Genomic DNA, 16,981 nt, shown 5'->3' with positions numbered 1-16,981 from the left:
CGAACCCACTTACGGTACCCGGCCGGGCGACGCGGCCAGGCAGGAGTGGCCCAAGTTGCCGCCCGCTCGGCCATGGTGGCACCCGTTGCCGTCGAACGTGTACTACCTCCGGGTAGCACTGGTGGGCGGCCCGAACCCCGGCCTAGGGTCGGCCTCAGGAGGCCCGCCGCGCGGGTGGGCCCCGACGTCGACCGTGGCAGTGCGGCCACGGCCCTGGATCGGAGCGATGCCCGATGACGACCGACCCCTCCCCTGTGCCCGGCCTGCGTGCCGAGGACGGCGAGACCCTGGACGCCCTGGTGGACTCCTCCCGACGGCTGCGCCGGTTCTGGCCCCAGCTGACGGCCGGCCCGGAGCCCACGGCCCCGGTGTCCGCCGGTTTCCGGGTCCCCTCCGGGGCTCGGCGGGTGGTCGCCGGAATGCCCGAGTACGGCCTCTGAAGCCGTACCGGATCCGCGGCGGAACCGGATCGGTCCGGAGCACGTCACATCCGCGCGGAGCGGCCGAGGAGGCGGCGCCGCTGAGCCCTCGGGAGGATGTGCAGATGGATCTGGAGACGATGCCGCGGCGCGGTCGGCGGGCCCTGGCCCTGGCGGGTCTGGCGCTGGCGACGGTGATGACGGTGGCCGGTTGCGACGGCGGCGGCAAGCCCGCCTCGGACTCGGCCACGGCCGGTGCCTCGGCCTCGGCGAGCGCCTCCCCGCAGGCCCCGACGCCCCCCGGCAGCCCGTCCGCGACCGCCGAGCCGGGCAGCCCCTCGGGCGCCACCCAGCCGGCCACGCCGCCGACCGGCTTCGACCCCACCCCGGCTTCGCCGCCGCCCGGGAAGCCCGATCCGGCCACTCCCCCGGGCAACGGGATCGCGCCGGGCGAGCCCAACCCGAACGGTTCGACCCCGCCGACCCGCCCGCCGGTCGCCTACCGGGTGGACGGCACCACCAAGCTGACCGTGTACTTCTTCGGCGGGGTCTGCACGAAGTACGCGCTGAAGGCGGACGAGTCGCAGCCGGGCCGGGTGGACGTGACGGTCGTGCCGGGCCCGCCGGCCGTACAGCCCGGACAGGTCTGCAACGCGCTGGCCAAGCGGCAGTCGGTCTCGGCCGACCTGCGCTCGCCGCTGGCCGGGCGGACGGTGGTGGACCGGACCAGCGGGCAGGAGCTGCCGCTGGAGGGCGACCCGCACGCCGGACCGGACCCGGTGGCCCCGGACATCGCCGGCCAGTAGCAGGCCGACCAGGAGCGGGTGGGCACACCCCCGCGCAGGCCGAAACGAAAAGGCGGCCCCGGGAGCACCCGGGGCCGCCTTTCGCAGCGGGCTTAGCTGAACGAGTCGCCGCAGGCGCAGGAGCCGGTGGCGTTCGGGTTGTCGATGGTGAAGCCCTGCTTCTCGATGGTGTCGACGAAGTCGACGGTGGCGCCGCCCAGGTACGGGGCGCTCATCCGGTCGGTGACGACCTTCACACCGTCGAAGTCCTTGATCACGTCGCCGTCGAGCGAGCGCTCGTCGAAGAACAGCTGGTAACGCAGGCCGGAGCAGCCGCCGGGCTGGACGGCGACGCGCAGCGCCAGGTCCTCGCGGCCTTCCTGCTCCAGCAGGGCCTTGACCTTGGCCGCGGCGGCATCGGTAAGGAGGATGCCACTCTCGACGGTGGTCTCGTCCTGGACGGTCATCTGCTTTCTCCCGGTCTTTGACGACGGTCTGCCGCCAGTGCCAACCACCGGTCGTCCGGATTCATTTCCGGACGGCGATGGATTTCTGCGGCCTGTTCGCGGCTGGTTACCCGCGGGACGGGTGTGCCACCCGTGGCCCCTACGCTCCCCATGCTCGCACAACCCGGCAGGGACGGTCACCGCCCCGGGTGCGGATCGGTGCGAACCGGCCCCGCGGCGGCCCGCCGGACTGCCAGGATGGTGCCCGTGATCCTTCGCCCGGTCAGGGACACCGCCGCGGACGCGGAGGCCGTCCAGGAGCTGTCCGCCGCCGCGTTCACCGACCCCGCCGGTGCCGGGCCGGCGCCGCGGCCGACGCCGCTCCAGCTGGCGCGGACCAGACACCTGGCGCGCACCGACCCCGGGGGCTGCTGGCTGGCCGAGAGCGGCGGGGAGCCGGTCGGGGTGGTGCTGTCGATGCGCCGGGAGGGGCTGTGGTCGCCGTCCCTGTACGCGGTGCGGCCGTCCGCGCAGGGCAAGGGCGTCGGGCGGCTGCTGCTGGACCGGGCGGCGACGCATGCCCGGGGCTGTCTGCGCGGGATGGTCTGCGCCTCGGACTCCGCGGCGGCGGCGCGCCGCTACCGGATGGCCGGGTTCACCCTGCACCCGGCGATGCGGCTGTCCGGGCGGGTCGACCGGGAGGGGCTGCTCGACCCCGGGGACATTCCGGTGCACCGCGGCAACGCCACCCACCTGCACCTGCTGGACTCGGTGGACCGCCGGCTGCGCGGCTCCGCGCACGGGCCCGACCACGAGCTGATGCTGGGCCACTTCGAGGAGCTGCTGATCGCCGACGCGCTGGCCGGCAGCGGCTACTGCTACCGGGACGGCGGCGCGGTGAAGCTGCTGGCGGCCACCAGCAAGCGGATCGCCGCCCGGCTGCTGCGCGAGGCGCTGGCCCGGGTGCCGTACGACGTCGAGGCCCGGCTCGAATTCCTCACCGCGGAACAGGAGTGGGCGCTGGACGTCGGCCTGGAGGTCGGGCTGACACCGCGGGCCGGGGGCTTCGTCGGGGTGCGCGGGATGCGACCGCCGACGCCGTACCTGCCGAGCGGGGCGTTCCTGTAGGCCTGCGGTGCCGCAGCGTGCGGCAATGCGTACGGCCCTACCGGGAGCCGGTGGGGCCGTACGTCGGAGCCTCTGAGCCGGGAGCCTCGATCAGGCCATGGTGTCCAGGATCTCCTTGACCATCTCCATGGTCGTGCCCGGGTGCAGGAAGGCGAAGCGGGCGACCGTCTCGCCGTCCCAGCCGGTGGGGGTGACGAAGCCGATCTGGTCCGCGAGCAGCTGCTGCGACCAGCGGTAGTAGTCGTCGTTGGTCCAGCCCTTGCGCTTGAAGCAGACCGCGGAGAGCTGCGGGTCGAACAGCAGCTCCAGGTAGTCGGTCTCGCGGATCAGCTGCGCGGTGTCCCGGGCGAGCGTGAGGCCGGCCTCGATGGCGTCGGTGTAGGCCTGGACGCCGTGCACGGCCAGCGAGAACCAGAGCGGCAGGCCGCGGGCGCGCCGGGTCAGGTGGTAGGCGTAGTCGGTGGGGTTCCACTCGTCGCCCTCGGTGTGCAGGACGTCCAGGTAGGAGGCGTCCTGGGTGTGCACGGCGCGGGCGAGCTGCGGGTTGCGGTAGATCAGCGCGGCGCAGTCGAAGGGGGCGAACAGCCACTTGTGCGGGTCGACCACGAAGGAGTCGGCGTGCTCGATGCCGTTGTAGCGCTCGCGCACCGAGGGGGCGAAGAGGCCCGCGCCGCCGTAGGCGCCGTCCACGTGGAACCACAGGTCGCGCTCGCGGGCGACCTCGGCCAGGCCGGCCAGGTCGTCGACGATGCCCTCGTTGGTGGTGCCGCCGGTGCCGACGACGGCGATCACCGTCTCCGGGTTCGGGTCGGCGGCCAGCGCGGCGCGCAGCGCCTCGCCGGTGAACCGCCGGTCGACGGTCGGGACCTTGAAGGCCTCGACGCCGATGATGTTGAAGGTGTTCTTGACCGAGGAGTGGACCTGGTCGGCGACGGCTATCCGCAGTCGCGCCTCCGGGCCGACGCCGAGGCGGCGGCGGGCGGTGTCGCGGGCGACCACCAGGGCGGAGAGGTTGCCCGCCGAGCCGCCGGAGACGAAGCAGCCGCCGGCCGTCCCGGGCAGGCCCGCGCGGTCGGCGATCAGGCGCAGAACCTGGTTCTCGGCGGCGATCGCGCCGGCCGCCTCCAGCCAGGAGATGCCCTGCAGCGAGGCGCAGGAGACGACCATGTCGAACAGCAGCGCGGCCTTGGTCGGGGCGCACGGGATGAAGGACAGGTAGCGCGGGCTGTCGGCGGAGATGACGGCCCGGGACAGCTCGTGGTCGTAGAGCTTGAGGACGTCGACCGGGTTGTTGCCGTCCTGGTTCAGCAGGCCGGACAGCTGGGCGCGCAGGTGCTCGCCGTCACCGGGGTGGTCGAGCGGTACGGGGTCGTACTGCAGCCGCTCCCGCATGTAGTCGAAAACCAGGTCGACCAGTTCGTTGTCGGGCCGGTGCATGCGGTCGGGGGCTGCGGACACGGCTGGTCCCTCTCGGCTGTGGGGTCGGGGTGAGGATCCGGCCCGGTCGGCGGGAGGCTTCACCGCGACGACCGGACGTGATCAGCGTAGGCAGCCGGAGTACTCCGCCGCGCGTCGGAACGCGGCTGGTCAGGCAGGTTTCGAGCGTCTTCGGACGGGTGCGCGCAGGATTCCTGCGTACGCTTTCCGGGTTCAGCCGATGAGCTGGGAGAGGACCACCGAGGAGCGGCTGCGCTGGACTCCGGGCTCGCGCCGGATGCGCTCGATGACGGCCTCCAGATGGCGCATGTCGGCGGCTCTCAGGTGGACCAGGGCGTCCGGATCGCCGGTGACCGTCCAGGCGGCGACGACCTCGGGGAACTGCCGCAGGCTGGCCAGGATCTCCTCGGGGGCGGTGCGCTCGCGGCAGTAGACCTCGACGAAGGCCTCGGTCTGCCAGCCGAGGACGGCCGGGTCGAGCACCACGGTGAAGCCCCGCACCACGCCGCGCGCCCGCAGCCGGTCGATCCGTCGGCGCACGGCGGTGGCGGAGAGGTTCACCTGCAGGCCGATCTCGGCGTACGAGGCGCGGCCGTCGCGGCCGAGGCGGGCGAGCAGCAGCCGGTCGGTCTCGTCCAGGTCGGCCCCGACCACCTCGTGCGCTCGGCTGCTGCTCATCGGTGCGGGGCTCCACGGGTCGTGCGGGGTTCGGCGGGGCGCGTCCCGGTGGTGGCGACCACGGCCGACCACGGCCGACCCCTGCCGAAACGGTTCGCCACCATTCTGGCGGATGACCTGAACGAGTTCACCGCCGACGGATGACGAGTGGGCGACCGTCAGCCGTGCTCTAGTCCATGATCAGGACGATCTTGCCCCGGGTGCGGCCCTCCGCGCTGAGCGCCTGGGCGGAGGCGGCCTGGGCCAGCGGGAAGGTGGAGGCGACGGTGACGGTCAGCCGGCCGTCGTCGGCGAGCGCGGCGAGTTCGGCCAGGCCCTCGGCGTCCGGGCGGACCCAGACGTACCGGCCGCCGAGGGCCTTGACCCCGAAATCGACGATCGAGGCGATCCGGCCGGGGTCGGCCACCAGGCCGGCCGAGACCTGCACGGCGCCGCGGCCGACCAGGTCGAGGGCCGCGTCCACCCCGTCCGGGGCCAGTGCACGGACCCGGTCGGCCAGTCCCTCGCCGTGGACGACCGGCTCGGCGCCCAGGCCGCGCAGGTAGTCGTGGTTGTGCTCGGCCGCGGTGCCGATCACCCGGGCGCCGCGGGCCCGGGCCAGCTGCACGGCCAGGTGGCCGACCCCGCCCGCCGCGGCGTGCACCAGGACGGTCTCCCCCTCGGCGAGCCGCAGCGCCTTCAGGGCCTGCAGCGCGCTGAGCCCGGCCAGCGGCAGGCCGCCCGCCTGCGCCCAGTCCAGGGCGGCCGGCTTGCGGGCGAGGGTGCGGACGGGCGCGGAGACCAGCTCGGCGTAGGTGCCGTGCTCGACGGCGTCCTTGCGGACGTAGCCGTAGACCTCGTCGCCCGGGGCGAACTCGGTGACCCCGCCGCCGACCGCACGGACCACCCCGGCCGCGTCCCAGCCCATGACCAGGGGGAAGTGGGCGTCCAGCACGCCGTCCAGGGCGCCCTCCCGGACCTTCCAGTCCACCGGGTTCACCCCGGCCGCCCGGACCTCCACCAGAACCGAGTCCGGGCCGACCTTGGGGTCGGGCAGATCGGTGTACTCGACCACTTCGGGGCCGCCGTAGCGGTTGATGACGATTGCTTTCATGGCCCAGCCATACCCGAAGGCTTCGAAATATCGATTCGGATACGCCCGGAAGCATCCGTTTCGGCGAGCGGTTCTCGTCACATCGACAGGATGGCCATCGTCACTCTGACGCTAACCGGTTATCATAGATAGCGTCAGTTAGACGAAAAGGCTTCACCGCTTGATCGGCCGCACAGAAGGGCACCCGCCCGTGACCACCACCATCACCGAGACCTACGGCGTCGACCCCACTCCGACGCCGCTCGCTCTGCTGCTGCTCGGCCGCGAGGCCGACCCGAACAGCGAGCGCGGCGTCGAGTGCCCCGGTGACCTCCCCCCGGCCTCCGACCCGAACCTCGTCGAGCGCGCCCGGGCGGCCAAGGCCGCGCTCGGCGACCGCGTTTTCATCCTCGGCCACCACTACCAGCGCGACGAGGTGATCGAGTTCGCCGACGTCACCGGCGACTCCTTCAAGCTCGCCCGCGACGCGGCCGCCCGCCCCGAGGCCGAGTACATCGTCTTCTGCGGCGTGCACTTCATGGCCGAGTCCGCGGACATCCTCACCGGTGACGCCCAGCAGGTCGTCCTGCCGGACCTCGCCGCCGGCTGCTCGATGGCCGACATGGCCACCGCCGAGCAGGTCGCCGAGTGCTGGGACGTGCTGACCGACGCCGGCATAGCCGACGTGACCGTCCCGGTCTCGTACATGAACTCCTCCGCCGACATCAAGGCCTTCACCGGCCGGCACGGCGGCACCATCTGCACCTCCTCCAACGCCAAGCGCGCGCTGGAGTGGGCGTTCGAGCAGGGCCAGAAGGTGCTGTTCCTGCCCGACCAGCACCTCGGCCGCAACACCGCGGTCCGCGACATGGGCTTCTCGCTGGACGACTGCGTGGTCTACAACCCGCACCGGCCGAACGGCGGCCTGACCGCCGAGCAGCTGCGCGACGCGAAGATGATCCTCTGGCGCGGCCACTGCTCGGTGCACGGCCGGTTCAGCCTGGACTCGGTGAACGACGTCCGCGAGCGGATCCCCGGCGTGACCGTCCTGGTGCACCCCGAGTGCAAACACGAGGTCGTCGCGGCCGCCGACATGGTGGGCTCGACCGAGTACATCATCAAGGCGCTGGACGCCGCCGAGCCCGGCACCAAGTGGGCCATCGGCACCGAGCTGAACCTCGTCCGCCGCCTGGCCAAGGCGCACCCGGACAAGGAGATCGTCTTCCTGGACCGCGCGGTCTGCTTCTGCTCGACCATGAACCGGATCGACCTCCCGCACCTCGTCTGGGCGCTGGAGTCGCTGGTCGAGGGCCGGGTGCCGAACGTGATCACCGTCGACCCGGAGACCGAGAAGTACGCCAAGGCGGCGCTGGACCGGATGCTGGCCCTGCCGTAACCGGCCTCCTCGTAGCGCGAAAGGGCGGGCCCCCTCCGTGTGGAGGGGGCCCGCCCTTTCGTCTGGCAGCGGCCGCGGTGTTACTCCGGGAAGCCCGGGATGACGCCCTCGCCGTCGGCCATCAGCAGCTCGCGGACCTCGCCGATCGTCGCATCGGCGCTCGGCAGGATCAGCTCGGACGGCTCCAGCGAATCCAGCGGCACCGGGGTGCCGTACTGCTTCACCGCGCCCAGCAGCTTGCCGTAGGCCTGGCGGAAGAGCTCCTCGTCCCCCGAGTCCACTGCGGTGACGAGCTCGGCGTCGAGCTCGTTGAGCAGGGTCAGGTGGGCCTCGCCCACCTCGAACTGCCCTTCACCCATGACCCTCATGATCATGCCGTGCGTCTCCCTGGTTCGTGGGGTCGAGCTCAGATCACTTGTTGTAGTTGATGCGAGGGGTGTCCTGCTGCGGCTGGGCGTGCGGCTGCGGCTGGGCGTCCTGCGGCTTGCCCTGCTCGATCGCGGCCGGACCGGACGCGGGACCGCCGGACAGCTCGGCCTTCATCCGGGCCAGCTCCAGCTCGACGTCGGACCCGCCGGCGACGCGCTCCAGCTCGGCCTCGATGTCGTCCTTGCGGCCGAGACCGCTCGCGTCGTCGAGCGCGCCGGAGGCGAGCAGCTCGTCGATGGCGCCGGCCCGGGCCTGCATCTGGGCCGTCTTGTCCTCGGCCCGCTGGATGGCCAGGCCGACGTCGCCCATCTCCTCCGAGATGCCCGAGAAGGACTCGGCGATGCGGGTCTGCGCCTGGGCGGCGGTGTAGGTCGCCTTGATGGTCTCCTTCTTGGTGCGGAAGGCGTCCACCTTGGCCTGGAGCCGCTGGGAGGCGAGGGTGAGCTTCTCCTCCTCGGCCTGCAGCTGCTGGTACTGCGTCTCCAGATCGGTGATCTGGGACTGCATGTTGGCCTTGCGGGTCAGCGCCTCACGGGCGAGGTCCTCACGGCCGAGCGACAGCGCCTTGCGGCCCTGGTCCTCGTACTTGGCCGACTGCTGCTGGAGCTGGGTCAGCTGGAGTTCGAGGCGCTTGCGCGAGGTCGCGACGTCCGCGACGCCACGCCGTACCTTCTGCAGCAGTTCGAGCTGCTTCTGGTAGGAGTAGTCGAGCGTCTCACGGGGATCCTCCGCCCGATCCAAGGCCTTGTTCGCCTTGGAGCGGAAGATCAGCCCCATACGCTTCATGATTCCGTCGCTCATGGGCCTCGGGTGCCCCCTTCTCCGGCCTGCGGTCTCTATCTCGTTACCAGACACGACGAGTGTATGTGCAGCGAGCCCGTCGCCGCAGTGCACCTGCCTGCAACAAGACTGCTACAGCGACCAGTGGCGTTTCCTCATCCCCCGGGTGGATCCGCCCCTCATCCCCCCCATCGTCCATCCGATTGATCCCCTACGGGAAGTCCCCGGGAAATCCGGGCGGGAAGCGCCGGCTCGCGGTATCGATATGCGTTCGGTTCCGAGGGCACCCGTGGAAGCCGCTCCGCACCCCGTACGCTGGTGGTGTGTTCCGACGCCGTTCAGATGATGCCGCCGCCTCCGCCACCGTGCTGGAGAAGCAGGACGAGACCGCCCAGGCCCGCCACCCGGAGGCCAAGAAGGGCCGCCCCACCCCCAAGCGCAGCGAGGCCGAGGCCGGCCGGCGCACCCGGGTGACGGTGCCCAAGGACCGCAAGGAGGCCGCCCGCCAGGCCCGCGACCGGATGCGGGGCGAGCGCGAGAAGCAGCGCCAGGCACTGATGGACGGCGACGAGCGCCACCTGCCGGCCCGTGACAAGGGCCCGGTGCGCCGGTTCGCCCGCGACTACGTGGACGCCCGCTGGTCGCTCGCCGAGTTCTTCCTGCCGGCCGCCGTGGTCATCCTGGTGCTCAGCATCATCAAGGTCGCGCAGCTGCAGGTGCTCTCCACGCTGCTGTTCCTGCTGTTCTTCGTCTTCGTGATCCTGGACTTCGTCCGCCTCGGCCTCGGCCTGCGCAAGCAGCTCGCCGCGCGCTTCCCGAACGAGAACACCCGCGGCGCGATCGCGTACGGCATCATGCGCACCCTGCAGATGCGCCGGCTGCGCCTGCCCAAGCCGCAGGTGCGGCGCGGGGAGAAGCCCTGACCGCCGAACCGGTCGACTCCGGCTGGGCCCCGCCTTCCTGGGAGGGGCCCGGCCTGTACGCGCTGCCGGGGCAGGGCCACGGCGGCCACGACCGGCTGGGCCAGGAGCGGGCCGGCCAGGAGCGCCGGCTGCCCTCCCGCAGCGGGTCCTTCGCCGGCGGCACCGCCGCCTGGCTGGAGCGGCTCGGCGGACTGCGCAACTTCGTCCGCCAGGAACTCGTCACCCGCCAGCTCGCCGAACAGCTCACCGGCCGCAGCGCACAACGCGTCCTCGACATCGGCTGCGGCCAGGGCACCCAGGCGCTGCGGCTGGCCCGGGCCGGCCACTACGTCACCGGGATCGACTCGGACCCGGTCGCACTCGGCGTCGCCCAGGGGGCGCTCGGCGAGGAGCCGCCGGAGGTCCGCGGCCGGCTGCAGCTGCTCAGCGGGGACGGCCACCAGTGCGGGCGCTGGTTCGGCCCGCGCAGCTTCGACGTGGTGCTCTGCCACGGCGTCCTGATGTACCTGCCCGACCCGGATCCGATGATCGCCTCGCTGGCCCGGCTGCTGGCACCCGGCGGGCTGCTCTCGCTGCTGGTCCGCAACCGGGACGCGCTCGCGCTGCGGCCCGCCGCTGCCGGGGACTGGCGGGCCGCCCTGCACGCCTTCGAGAGCGACCGGTACTACAACCGGCTCGGACTGGCCGCCCGCGCCGACCGGCTCGCCGACCTCTCCGTCACCCTCTCCGAGGTGTCGGTGCCGATCCGGCACTGGTACGGCGTGCGCGTCTTCACCGACAACGCCCCCGACGACGCGGCCCCGCCGGTGGACGGGCGGCAGCTGGCCCAGCTGCTGGAAGCCGAGGACCGGGCCGGCCGCACCGACCCGTACCGGCAGGTCGCCGCGCTGCTGCACGTGATCGGCTCGAAGTAGCAGAAGCCGGTGCAGCAGGAGCCGGTGCAGCAGGAGCGAGCGGGAGCAGCCGGGGCTACTCCTCGTGCAGGCTCATCGCGTAGACGACCCGGTCGTCCTCCAGCAGCACCGCCGTGTCGACGCCGTCCTCCGCGAGCTGCTTCCAGGTCTCCCCGATCCAGGTCTCGGCGTCCCCCTGGCCGGCGAACTCCTCCTGGCTGCCGTCGAGCGTCACCGCGCTGCCGTCCGCCTTCTCGTACCGCCACGTCCACGCCATGCCCGGCTCCTCCCACCGACGACGCTGCCTGTGATGCTGCGCACCTTAGCCTGCCCGGCCCGATCTTCCGTATGCCTGGTCGGGCAGGATGAGCCGCATGGCGACCCACCCCCCGCTCCCCCGCACGCTGCTGCTCGGCGGCGCCCGCTCCGGCAAGTCCACCCGCGCCGAGCAGCTGCTCGCCGACCGGCCGGACGTCCTGTACGTGGCCACCGGCGGCACCCGGGACGGCGACGCCGAGTGGGCGCAGCGGGTCGCCCTGCACCGTGAGCGCCGGCCGGCGAGCTGGCGCACCGCGGAGACCTGCGACCTGGAGGCCGTGCTGGCCGACACCGCTGACCCGGCGCCGGTGCTGGTCGACTGCCTGGCGCTCTGGCTGACCGCGGTGATGGACGAGTGCGGCGCCTGGGACGACGAGGGCTGGGCGAACGGGGCCGAGGCCGCGGTGCAGCGGCGCTGCGAGGCGCTGGCGGCGGCCTGGGCGGCCACCGGACGGACCGTCGTCGCGGTGAGCAACGAGGTCGGCATGGGGGTGGTCCCGGCCACCGCCGCCGGGCGCCGCTTCCGCGACACCCTGGGCCGGCTGAACATGGCCGTGGCGGACGCCTCGGAGCGCGTCCTGCTGGTCGTGGCAGGTCAGGTGCTGACCATCAAGCCGGACGTCAAGCCAGCCGCAGGCTGAACACCCGCGCCGTGTAGCCTTCCCGACGATGGACACGACCGTGGATCTCGATACGTTCTCCTCGCTCGTCGAGCGCCCCGACGAGAGCGCCCGGCGGGCCGCCGAGGAGCGCTGGCAGGCGGCCGGACGGCCGCCCGGCGGGCTCGGCAGGCTGGAGGAGCTGGGCAGCTGGCTGGCCTCCGTCCAGGGGCGCTCATCGGTACGGCCGATCTCCGCGCCCAAGGTGCTGTTGTTCGCCGCCGACCACGGCGTGGCGGCGCTCGGGGTCTCCCGGCTGCCCGCCGAGGGCGGCACGGCGGCCCGGGTGCGGGCCGTGCTGGACGGCACCGCTCCGGTGGCCCGGCTGGCCTCGCGCTACGGCGCCGAGGTGCGGATCGTCGACGTCGCGGTGGACACCGACCCGGCGGACTTCCCGGACGACGTGGTCGCCCACCGGATCCGGCGCGGCTCCGGGCGGATCGACACCGAGGACGCGCTCAGCCCGGAGGAGACCGTCCGGGCCTTCCGGGCCGGCATGGCCGTCGCCGACGAGGAGGCCGACGCCGGCACCGACCTGGTGCTGCTCGGCGACCTCGGGGTCGGCTCCACCACGGTGGCCGGCGTCCTGGTCGGCGCGCTGTGCGGGACGGACGCGGCGGCGGTGACCGGGCGCGGCTCGGGGATCGACGACCGGGTGTGGATGGTCAAGTGCGCCACCATCCGGGACTCGCTGCGCCGGGCCCGGCCGGTGCTCGGCGACCAGCTGGCGCTGCTCGGCGCCACCGGCGGGGCCGACTTCGCGGCGATCACCGGCTTCCTGCTGCAGGCGGCCGTGCGACGGCTGCCGGTGGTGCTGGACGGGGTGGTCTCGGCGGCCTGCGCGCTGGTCGCCCAGCGGATCGCCTTCCGGGCGCCGGAGTGGTGGCGGGCCGGGCAGTCCAGCGGCGAGCCCGCGCAGGCGAAGGCGTACGACCGGCTGACCCTGACGCCGCTGCAGGACCAGGGGATCACCCTGGGCGAGGGCGTCGGCGCCCTGCTGGCGCTGCCGCTGCTGCAGGCGGCGGGGGACGCGCTCGCCGACGAGGCGCCGAAGCCGTACGTGCCGGCCGCGCCGAAGGAGCAGCCGAAGCTGCCCTCGGCGGCGGACCTGCTCAGAAGGCTCTAGGGCGTGGACAACCGGACCCCCAGCTCCCCGTCAGGGGCACTGGGGGTCCGTTCCGTACGGGGCGGTTGAGGAGTGAGGGCGATGACGGACCTCCGGGACCGGGCCGGCTGGGGGGACGGGCTGCGGTTCGCGTTCGGAACCCTGTCGGTGTTGCGGGTGCGGGTCGAGCGGTGGGACCGGGAGGCGGGGGCACGGGCGATGGTGGCGGCCCCGCTGGTGGGGCTGGCGCTGGGAGCCCTGGCTGCCGCGGCGGGGGCGCTGGTGGCCTGGCGGGCGGGCGGGCCGCTCGGCGCGGTGGCGGCGGTCGGGGTGCTCGCCGGGCTGACCCGCGGGCTGCACCTGGACGGCCTGGCGGACGTCGCGGACGGGCTGGGCAGCGGGAAGCCGGCCGAGGACGCGCTGCGCATCATGAAGCAGTCCGACATCGGCCCGTTCGGCGTGCTCACCCTGGTCCTCGTCCTGCTGGCCCAGGTCGCGGCGCTGGCCGGGCAGTTCGGGCAGTCGCCGCTGCGCGGCGCGCTCGCGGTGCTGGCCTCGGCGACGGCCGCCCGGTGCGCGCTCGCCTGGGGCTGCCTGCGGTCGGTGCCGGCCGCCCGGCCGGGCGGGCTGGGCGCGATGGTGGCGAGCACGGTGTCGCCCGCCGGCGCGGTCGCCGCAACTGCCGGCGCGGCACTGGCCCTGGCCGCACTCGGACTGTTCGACGGATGGTCAGCCCTGCGCCTCCCGGTGGCCCTTGTGCTCGGGGCGGGCTGCGCCCGACTGCTGCTCGGACGGTGCGTACGGCGGCTCGGCGGGATCACCGGGGACGTGCTCGGGGCGATGGCGGAGACCGCTGCGACCGGCACCTTGTTCGCCCTGGCGTTGCTCGGCTGACACCGGGCGGCGCGTGATCCCACCATGCGGACTACCATGCGTGAAGCACCGCAGCCCTGCACCGTGGCAGGTCCTGCCCGCCCGGCGCGTACCGAGGAGCCGGGACCTCTGGTGTGCGTGCCCGTCCGGCGGGTTCGCGTAGCCAGGGGGCCCGGACCCGGAGGCCCGCCGGCGGACGGGCCTGCAACGGCGGGCTGCGCCGGTGCGGCAGCCTCGCCGTGACCGGCCGTGGACCGCGAAAGAACAGGACGCATTACGTGACTGCATTGTCTGTGAGCACCTCCTCCGCCGCCTCGCTGCGCGCGGACGCCCTGGTGGTCGGTGTCGCGAAGGGGCCGAAGGGCGTTGTGCTGGCCCCCGGCGCCGAGGCCGTGAACGAGGCGTTCGAGGGCAAGCTGGCCGAGGTCCTCAGCACCCTGGGCGCGACCGGCGCCGAGGGCGAGGCCGTGAAGGTCCCCTCCCCCGCCGGCCTGAAGGCCGCGCTCGTGCTCGCGGTCGGCCTCGGCGAGGCCGAGGAGGGCTACGCGCTGGAGGCTCTGCGCCGCGCCGCCGGTGTCGCCGCCCGCACCCTGGCCGGCGCCAAGAAGGTCGCGCTGGCCCTGCCGGTCGAGTCCGCGGACGAGGTCGAGGCGGTCGCGCTGGGCGGCCTGCTCGGCTCGTACTCCTTCGGCACGTACAAGGGCAACGGCAACGGCAAGGAGCCGGTCGGCGAGCTGGTCGTGCTGGCCGCCCGCAAGGGCAGCAAGGACGCCAAGGCCGCCGTGGAGCGCGCCGCCGCGATCGGCGAGGAGATGAACCGCGCCCGCGACCTGGTCAACACCGCGCCGAACGACCTGAACCCGAAGAGCTTCGCCGCGATCGCCCAGGCGGCCGGCAAGGAGCACGGCCTCAAGGTCGAGGTGCTGGACGAGAAGGCGCTGACCAAGGGCGGCTTCGGCGGCCTGCTGGGCGTCGGCAACGGCTCGACGAACCCGCCCCGCCTGGTGAAGGTGGCCTACACCCACCCGAAGGCCAAGGCCACCCTGGCGTTCGTCGGCAAGGGCATCACCTACGACTCGGGCGGCATCTCGCTGAAGCCGGCCGGCCACAACGAGACCATGAAGTGCGACATGGCCGGCGCCGCCGCCGTGTTCGCCGCCGTGGTGGCCGCCAAGCGCCTCGGCCTGGCCGTCAACGTGACCGGCTGGCTGGCGCTGGCCGAGAACATGCCGTCCGGCTCCGCCACCCGCCCGGGCGACGTGCTGCGCATGTACGGCGGCAAGACCGTCGAGGTGCTGAACACCGACGCCGAGGGCCGTCTGGTGCTGGCCGACGCCATCGTGCGGGCCGGCGAGGAGAACCCGGACGTCATCGTCGACGTGGCCACCCTGACCGGCGCCATGGTGCTGGCCCTGGGCAACCGCACCTTCGGCGTGATGGCCAACAGCGACGAGCTGCGCGACGACCTGCACGCCCTCGCGGGCGAGGTGGGCGAGCAGTCCTGGCCGATGCCGCTGCCGGCCGACCTGCGCAAGGGCATGACCGAGTCGACCATCGCCGACCTGGCCAACATGGGCGAGCGGATGGGCGGCGGCCTGGTGGCCGGTCTGTTCCTGAAGGAGTTCGTGGCCGAGGGCATCGACTGGGCGCACCTGGACATCGCCGGCCCGGCGTTCCACGAGGGCGCGCCGTTCGGCTACACCCCGAAGGGCGGCACCGCGAGCGCGGTGCGCACCCTGGTCCGCTTCGCCGAGCGGACGGCGAACGGCAAGGCCTGATCAGGCACCTGCGGTGACGGGGCCCGGCGCGTGTGCGCCGGGCCCCGTCGGCGTTCCGGGCACGTCAGGCCGGTCCGGGCCGGGTCGAGTCGGTCCGCGTCGGACCGGCGGGGTTCCGACGAGGTTCCGGCGCGGTTACCTGCGAGTAGGCCGGAACAGTGCGGCGCACGCGTGTTCGCTGCGGGCGAAACTTTGTTCCGCAGTGCGGAAGAGACCGCGCCGAACGGCCCGGAAGACCCCCGTCCGGCGGCTGTCAACACGGCCCTGAGCTGCGATGATGCCCATCCGTCGGGGGTGTTGCCGCCCCGGTGACCGCTCCGCGGGACACCCCTGGGGTGGACCCGGACATCAGCCACCGCGAACAAGTGCGAAGATGTATTTCCGGCACGACTGGGCGCCCCACAAAGGCTTCCGACCCACCGGACCGCGACCGGCCCGGCGACCCACCCCATGCATGGAGGACGTGACGTGGCGAACGACGCCAGCACCGTTTTCGACGTAGTCATTCTCGGAGGCGGAAGCGGCGGTTACGCCGCGGCGCTCCGCGCCGCTCAGCTGGGCCTGAGCGTCGCCCTGGTCGAGAAGGGTGAGCTGGGCGGCACCTGCCTGCACCGCGGCTGCATCCCGACCAAGGCTCTGCTGCACGCCGCGGAGATCGCGGACGAGACGAAGGAGGCCGCCGAGTTCGGCGTTCTGGCCACCTTCCAGGGCATCGACATCAACGGCGTCCACAAGTACAAGGACGACGTCATCGCCGGCCTGTACAAGGGCCTGCAGGGCCTGGTGGCGTCCCGCAAGGTCACCTTCATCCAGGGCGAGGGCAAGCTCTCCTCGCAGACCTCGGTGGACGTCAACGGCCAGCGCATCGAAGGCCGCCACATCGTCCTGGCCACCGGTTCCGTGCCGCGCTCGATCCCGGGCCTGGAGATCGACGGCAACCGCGTGATCTCCTCGGACCACGCCCTCAAGCTCGACCGCATCCCGAAGTCGGCCGTCATCCTCGGCGGCGGCGTGATCGGCGTCGAGTTCGCCTCGGTCTGGAAGTCCTTCGGCGTCGAGGTCACCATCGTCGAGGCGCTGCCGCACCTCGTCCCGCTGGAGGACGAGAACTCCTCCAAGCTGCTGGAGCGTGCGTTCCGCAAGCGCGGCATCAAGTTCGAGCTGAAGGCCCGCTTCTCCGGCGTCGAGTACACCGAGACCGGTGTCCGCGTCTCCACCGAGAACGGCAAGCAGATCGACGCCGACCTGCTGCTCGTCGCCATCGGCCGCGGCCCGGTCTCGGCCGGCCTCGGCTACGAGGAGAACGGCGTCGCGATGGACCGCGGCTACGTCCTGGTCGACGAGTACATGCGCACCAACGTGCCCACCATCTCCGCCGTCGGCGACCTCGCCCCGACCCTGCAGCTGGCCCACGTCGGCTTCGCCGAGGGCATCCTGGTCGCCGAGCGCCTGGCCGGCCTCAAGCCGGTGCCGATCGACTACGACGGCGTCCCGCGCGTGACCTACTCCAACCCCGAGGTGGCCTCCGTCGGCATCTCCGAGGCCAAGGCCGTCGAGCTGTACGGCAAGGAGAAGGTCGTCACCCTCAAGTACAACCTGGCCGGCAACGGCAAGAGCAAGATCCTGAAGACCGCCGGCGAGATCAAGCTCGTCCAGGTCAAGGACGGCGCCGTGGTCGGTGTCCACATGGTCGGTGCCCGCATGGGCGAGCAGGTCGGCGAAGCCCAGCTGATCTACAACTGGGAAGCCCTGCCGGCCGAGGTCGCGCAGCTCATCCACGCGCACCCGACCCAGTCCGAGGCCCTGGGCGAGGCGCACCTGGCGCTGGCCGGCAAGCCGCTGCACGCGCACGACTGATCGCG

Annotated in this window: 17 protein-coding genes and 1 pseudogene; 11 read left to right on the top strand and 7 right to left on the bottom strand. The window is 73.0% G+C overall.

The annotated features are described in order from the left end of the window. Positions 1-233 precede the first annotated feature (233 nt). Positions 234-440: a hypothetical protein gene (locus tag BX285_RS13715; protein ID WP_121175287.1), complete on the top strand. Its 207-nt coding sequence runs from the start codon at positions 234-236 to the stop codon at positions 438-440. 104 nt (positions 441-544) lie between these two features. Then, positions 545-1,225 (top strand): hypothetical protein, encoded by a 681-nt coding sequence (locus BX285_RS13710; RefSeq protein WP_121175286.1) that lies wholly within the window; start codon positions 545-547, stop codon positions 1,223-1,225. A 92-nt stretch (positions 1,226-1,317) separates the two neighbouring features. On the opposite strand, the gene erpA is transcribed toward BX285_RS13710, so the two are convergent. Beyond that, on the bottom strand, positions 1,318-1,671 hold the full coding sequence (gene erpA, locus BX285_RS13705; protein WP_049651846.1) for an iron-sulfur cluster insertion protein ErpA: 354 nt from the start codon (positions 1,669-1,671) through the stop codon (positions 1,318-1,320). A gap of 150 nt (positions 1,672-1,821) precedes the next feature. On the opposite strand from erpA, the gene BX285_RS13700 reads away from it, so the two are divergent. Continuing rightward, positions 1,822-2,778 carry a GNAT family N-acetyltransferase gene (locus tag BX285_RS13700; RefSeq protein ID WP_121175285.1) on the top strand — a complete coding sequence of 319 codons (957 nt, stop codon included), beginning with the start codon at positions 1,822-1,824 and terminating at the stop codon, positions 2,776-2,778. A 90-nt stretch (positions 2,779-2,868) separates the two neighbouring features. Here the strand turns inward: BX285_RS13700 and BX285_RS13695 are convergent, their stop codons facing one another. The 3 genes from BX285_RS13695 to BX285_RS13685 all read right to left on the bottom strand — a co-directional run bounded on the left by BX285_RS13695 (position 2,869) and on the right by BX285_RS13685 (position 5,986). Then, positions 2,869-4,236: a pyridoxal-dependent decarboxylase gene (locus tag BX285_RS13695; RefSeq protein ID WP_121175284.1), complete on the bottom strand. Its 1,368-nt coding sequence runs from the start codon at positions 4,234-4,236 to the stop codon at positions 2,869-2,871. A 192-nt stretch (positions 4,237-4,428) separates the two neighbouring features. After that, positions 4,429-4,893, bottom strand: coding sequence for an Lrp/AsnC family transcriptional regulator (locus BX285_RS13690; protein WP_051829676.1), 465 nt, complete (start codon positions 4,891-4,893; stop codon positions 4,429-4,431). Positions 4,894-5,062: 169 nt separating this feature from the next. After that, positions 5,063-5,986: an NADP-dependent oxidoreductase gene (locus BX285_RS13685; protein ID WP_097238218.1), complete on the bottom strand. Its 924-nt coding sequence runs from the start codon at positions 5,984-5,986 to the stop codon at positions 5,063-5,065. A gap of 190 nt (positions 5,987-6,176) precedes the next feature. Between BX285_RS13685 and nadA the strand changes: the two genes are divergently transcribed. Beyond that, positions 6,177-7,361, top strand: coding sequence for a quinolinate synthase NadA (gene nadA, locus BX285_RS13680; RefSeq protein WP_373560516.1), 1,185 nt, complete (start codon positions 6,177-6,179; stop codon positions 7,359-7,361). 80 nt (positions 7,362-7,441) lie between these two features. Here nadA and BX285_RS13675 read toward each other — a convergent pair whose 3' ends face one another. Both BX285_RS13675 and BX285_RS13670 read right to left on the bottom strand, forming a co-directional pair. Then, positions 7,442-7,735, bottom strand: a complete 294-nt coding sequence (locus BX285_RS13675) for a PspA-associated protein PspAA (RefSeq protein ID WP_097238217.1) — start codon at positions 7,733-7,735, stop codon at positions 7,442-7,444. A 37-nt stretch (positions 7,736-7,772) separates the two neighbouring features. Further along, positions 7,773-8,591 carry a PspA/IM30 family protein gene (locus tag BX285_RS13670; RefSeq protein WP_097238216.1) on the bottom strand — a complete coding sequence of 273 codons (819 nt, stop codon included), beginning with the start codon at positions 8,589-8,591 and terminating at the stop codon, positions 7,773-7,775. Between the two features lie 302 nt (positions 8,592-8,893). Between BX285_RS13670 and BX285_RS13665 the strand changes: the two genes are divergently transcribed. Both BX285_RS13665 and BX285_RS13660 read left to right on the top strand, forming a co-directional pair. Next, positions 8,894-9,493 carry a DUF3043 domain-containing protein gene (locus BX285_RS13665; protein WP_097238215.1) on the top strand — a complete coding sequence of 200 codons (600 nt, stop codon included), beginning with the start codon at positions 8,894-8,896 and terminating at the stop codon, positions 9,491-9,493. A 173-nt stretch (positions 9,494-9,666) separates the two neighbouring features. Further along, entirely contained in the window at positions 9,667-10,407 is a 741-nt protein-coding gene (locus BX285_RS13660; RefSeq protein WP_179853070.1) for a class I SAM-dependent methyltransferase, read from the top strand. Positions 10,408-10,462: 55 nt separating this feature from the next. Here the strand turns inward: BX285_RS13660 and BX285_RS13655 are convergent, their stop codons facing one another. Continuing rightward, positions 10,463-10,663 carry a hypothetical protein gene (locus BX285_RS13655; protein WP_097238213.1) on the bottom strand — a complete coding sequence of 67 codons (201 nt, stop codon included), beginning with the start codon at positions 10,661-10,663 and terminating at the stop codon, positions 10,463-10,465. A 109-nt stretch (positions 10,664-10,772) separates the two neighbouring features. Here BX285_RS13655 and cobU point away from each other — a divergent pair. The 5 genes and pseudogenes from cobU to lpdA all read left to right on the top strand — a co-directional run. Further along, positions 10,773-11,345 (top strand): annotated as a pseudogene (gene cobU, locus BX285_RS13650) (bifunctional adenosylcobinamide kinase/adenosylcobinamide-phosphate guanylyltransferase); the annotation flags it as partial. A 28-nt stretch (positions 11,346-11,373) separates the two neighbouring features. Continuing rightward, entirely contained in the window at positions 11,374-12,489 is a 1,116-nt protein-coding gene (locus BX285_RS13645; RefSeq protein ID WP_097238211.1) for a nicotinate-nucleotide--dimethylbenzimidazole phosphoribosyltransferase, read from the top strand. Between the two features lie 81 nt (positions 12,490-12,570). Further along, positions 12,571-13,362 (top strand): adenosylcobinamide-GDP ribazoletransferase, encoded by a 792-nt coding sequence (locus BX285_RS13640; RefSeq protein WP_121175283.1) that lies wholly within the window; start codon positions 12,571-12,573, stop codon positions 13,360-13,362. Between the two features lie 257 nt (positions 13,363-13,619). Next, positions 13,620-15,119, top strand: coding sequence for a leucyl aminopeptidase (locus tag BX285_RS13635; RefSeq protein ID WP_121175282.1), 1,500 nt, complete (start codon positions 13,620-13,622; stop codon positions 15,117-15,119). Between the two features lie 450 nt (positions 15,120-15,569). Further along, positions 15,570-16,976 (top strand): dihydrolipoyl dehydrogenase, encoded by a 1,407-nt coding sequence (gene lpdA, locus BX285_RS13630; protein WP_097238208.1) that lies wholly within the window; start codon positions 15,570-15,572, stop codon positions 16,974-16,976. Positions 16,977-16,981 lie beyond the last annotated feature (5 nt).

The sequence above is a fragment of the Streptomyces sp. 1114.5 genome, from assembly GCF_003635085.1.
In the GTDB taxonomy this organism is placed as follows: Bacteria; Actinomycetota; Actinomycetes; order Streptomycetales; family Streptomycetaceae; genus Kitasatospora.
Note: the sequence above shows the minus strand (reverse complement) of the source record. Positions and strands in the feature narration are given on the sequence as shown.

Coding starts and splice junctions, on each gene's coding strand:
- BX285_RS13715 (WP_121175287.1), top strand. CDS start 234: ATGACGACCGACCCCTCCCCTGTGCCCGGCCTGCGTGCCGAGGACGGC.
- BX285_RS13710 (WP_121175286.1), top strand. CDS start 545: ATGGATCTGGAGACGATGCCGCGGCGCGGTCGGCGGGCCCTGGCCCTG.
- erpA (WP_049651846.1), bottom strand. CDS start 1,671: ATGACCGTCCAGGACGAGACCACCGTCGAGAGTGGCATCCTCCTTACC.
- BX285_RS13700 (WP_121175285.1), top strand. CDS start 1,822: ATGCTCGCACAACCCGGCAGGGACGGTCACCGCCCCGGGTGCGGATCG.
- BX285_RS13690 (WP_051829676.1), bottom strand. CDS start 4,893: ATGAGCAGCAGCCGAGCGCACGAGGTGGTCGGGGCCGACCTGGACGAG.
- BX285_RS13685 (WP_097238218.1), bottom strand. CDS start 5,986: ATGAAAGCAATCGTCATCAACCGCTACGGCGGCCCCGAAGTGGTCGAG.
- BX285_RS13675 (WP_097238217.1), bottom strand. CDS start 7,735: ATGATCATGAGGGTCATGGGTGAAGGGCAGTTCGAGGTGGGCGAGGCC.
- BX285_RS13670 (WP_097238216.1), bottom strand. CDS start 8,591: ATGAGCGACGGAATCATGAAGCGTATGGGGCTGATCTTCCGCTCCAAG.
- BX285_RS13655 (WP_097238213.1), bottom strand. CDS start 10,663: ATGGCGTGGACGTGGCGGTACGAGAAGGCGGACGGCAGCGCGGTGACG.
- BX285_RS13645 (WP_097238211.1), top strand. CDS start 11,374: ATGGACACGACCGTGGATCTCGATACGTTCTCCTCGCTCGTCGAGCGC.
- BX285_RS13640 (WP_121175283.1), top strand. CDS start 12,571: ATGACGGACCTCCGGGACCGGGCCGGCTGGGGGGACGGGCTGCGGTTC.
- lpdA (WP_097238208.1), top strand. CDS start 15,570: ATGCATGGAGGACGTGACGTGGCGAACGACGCCAGCACCGTTTTCGAC.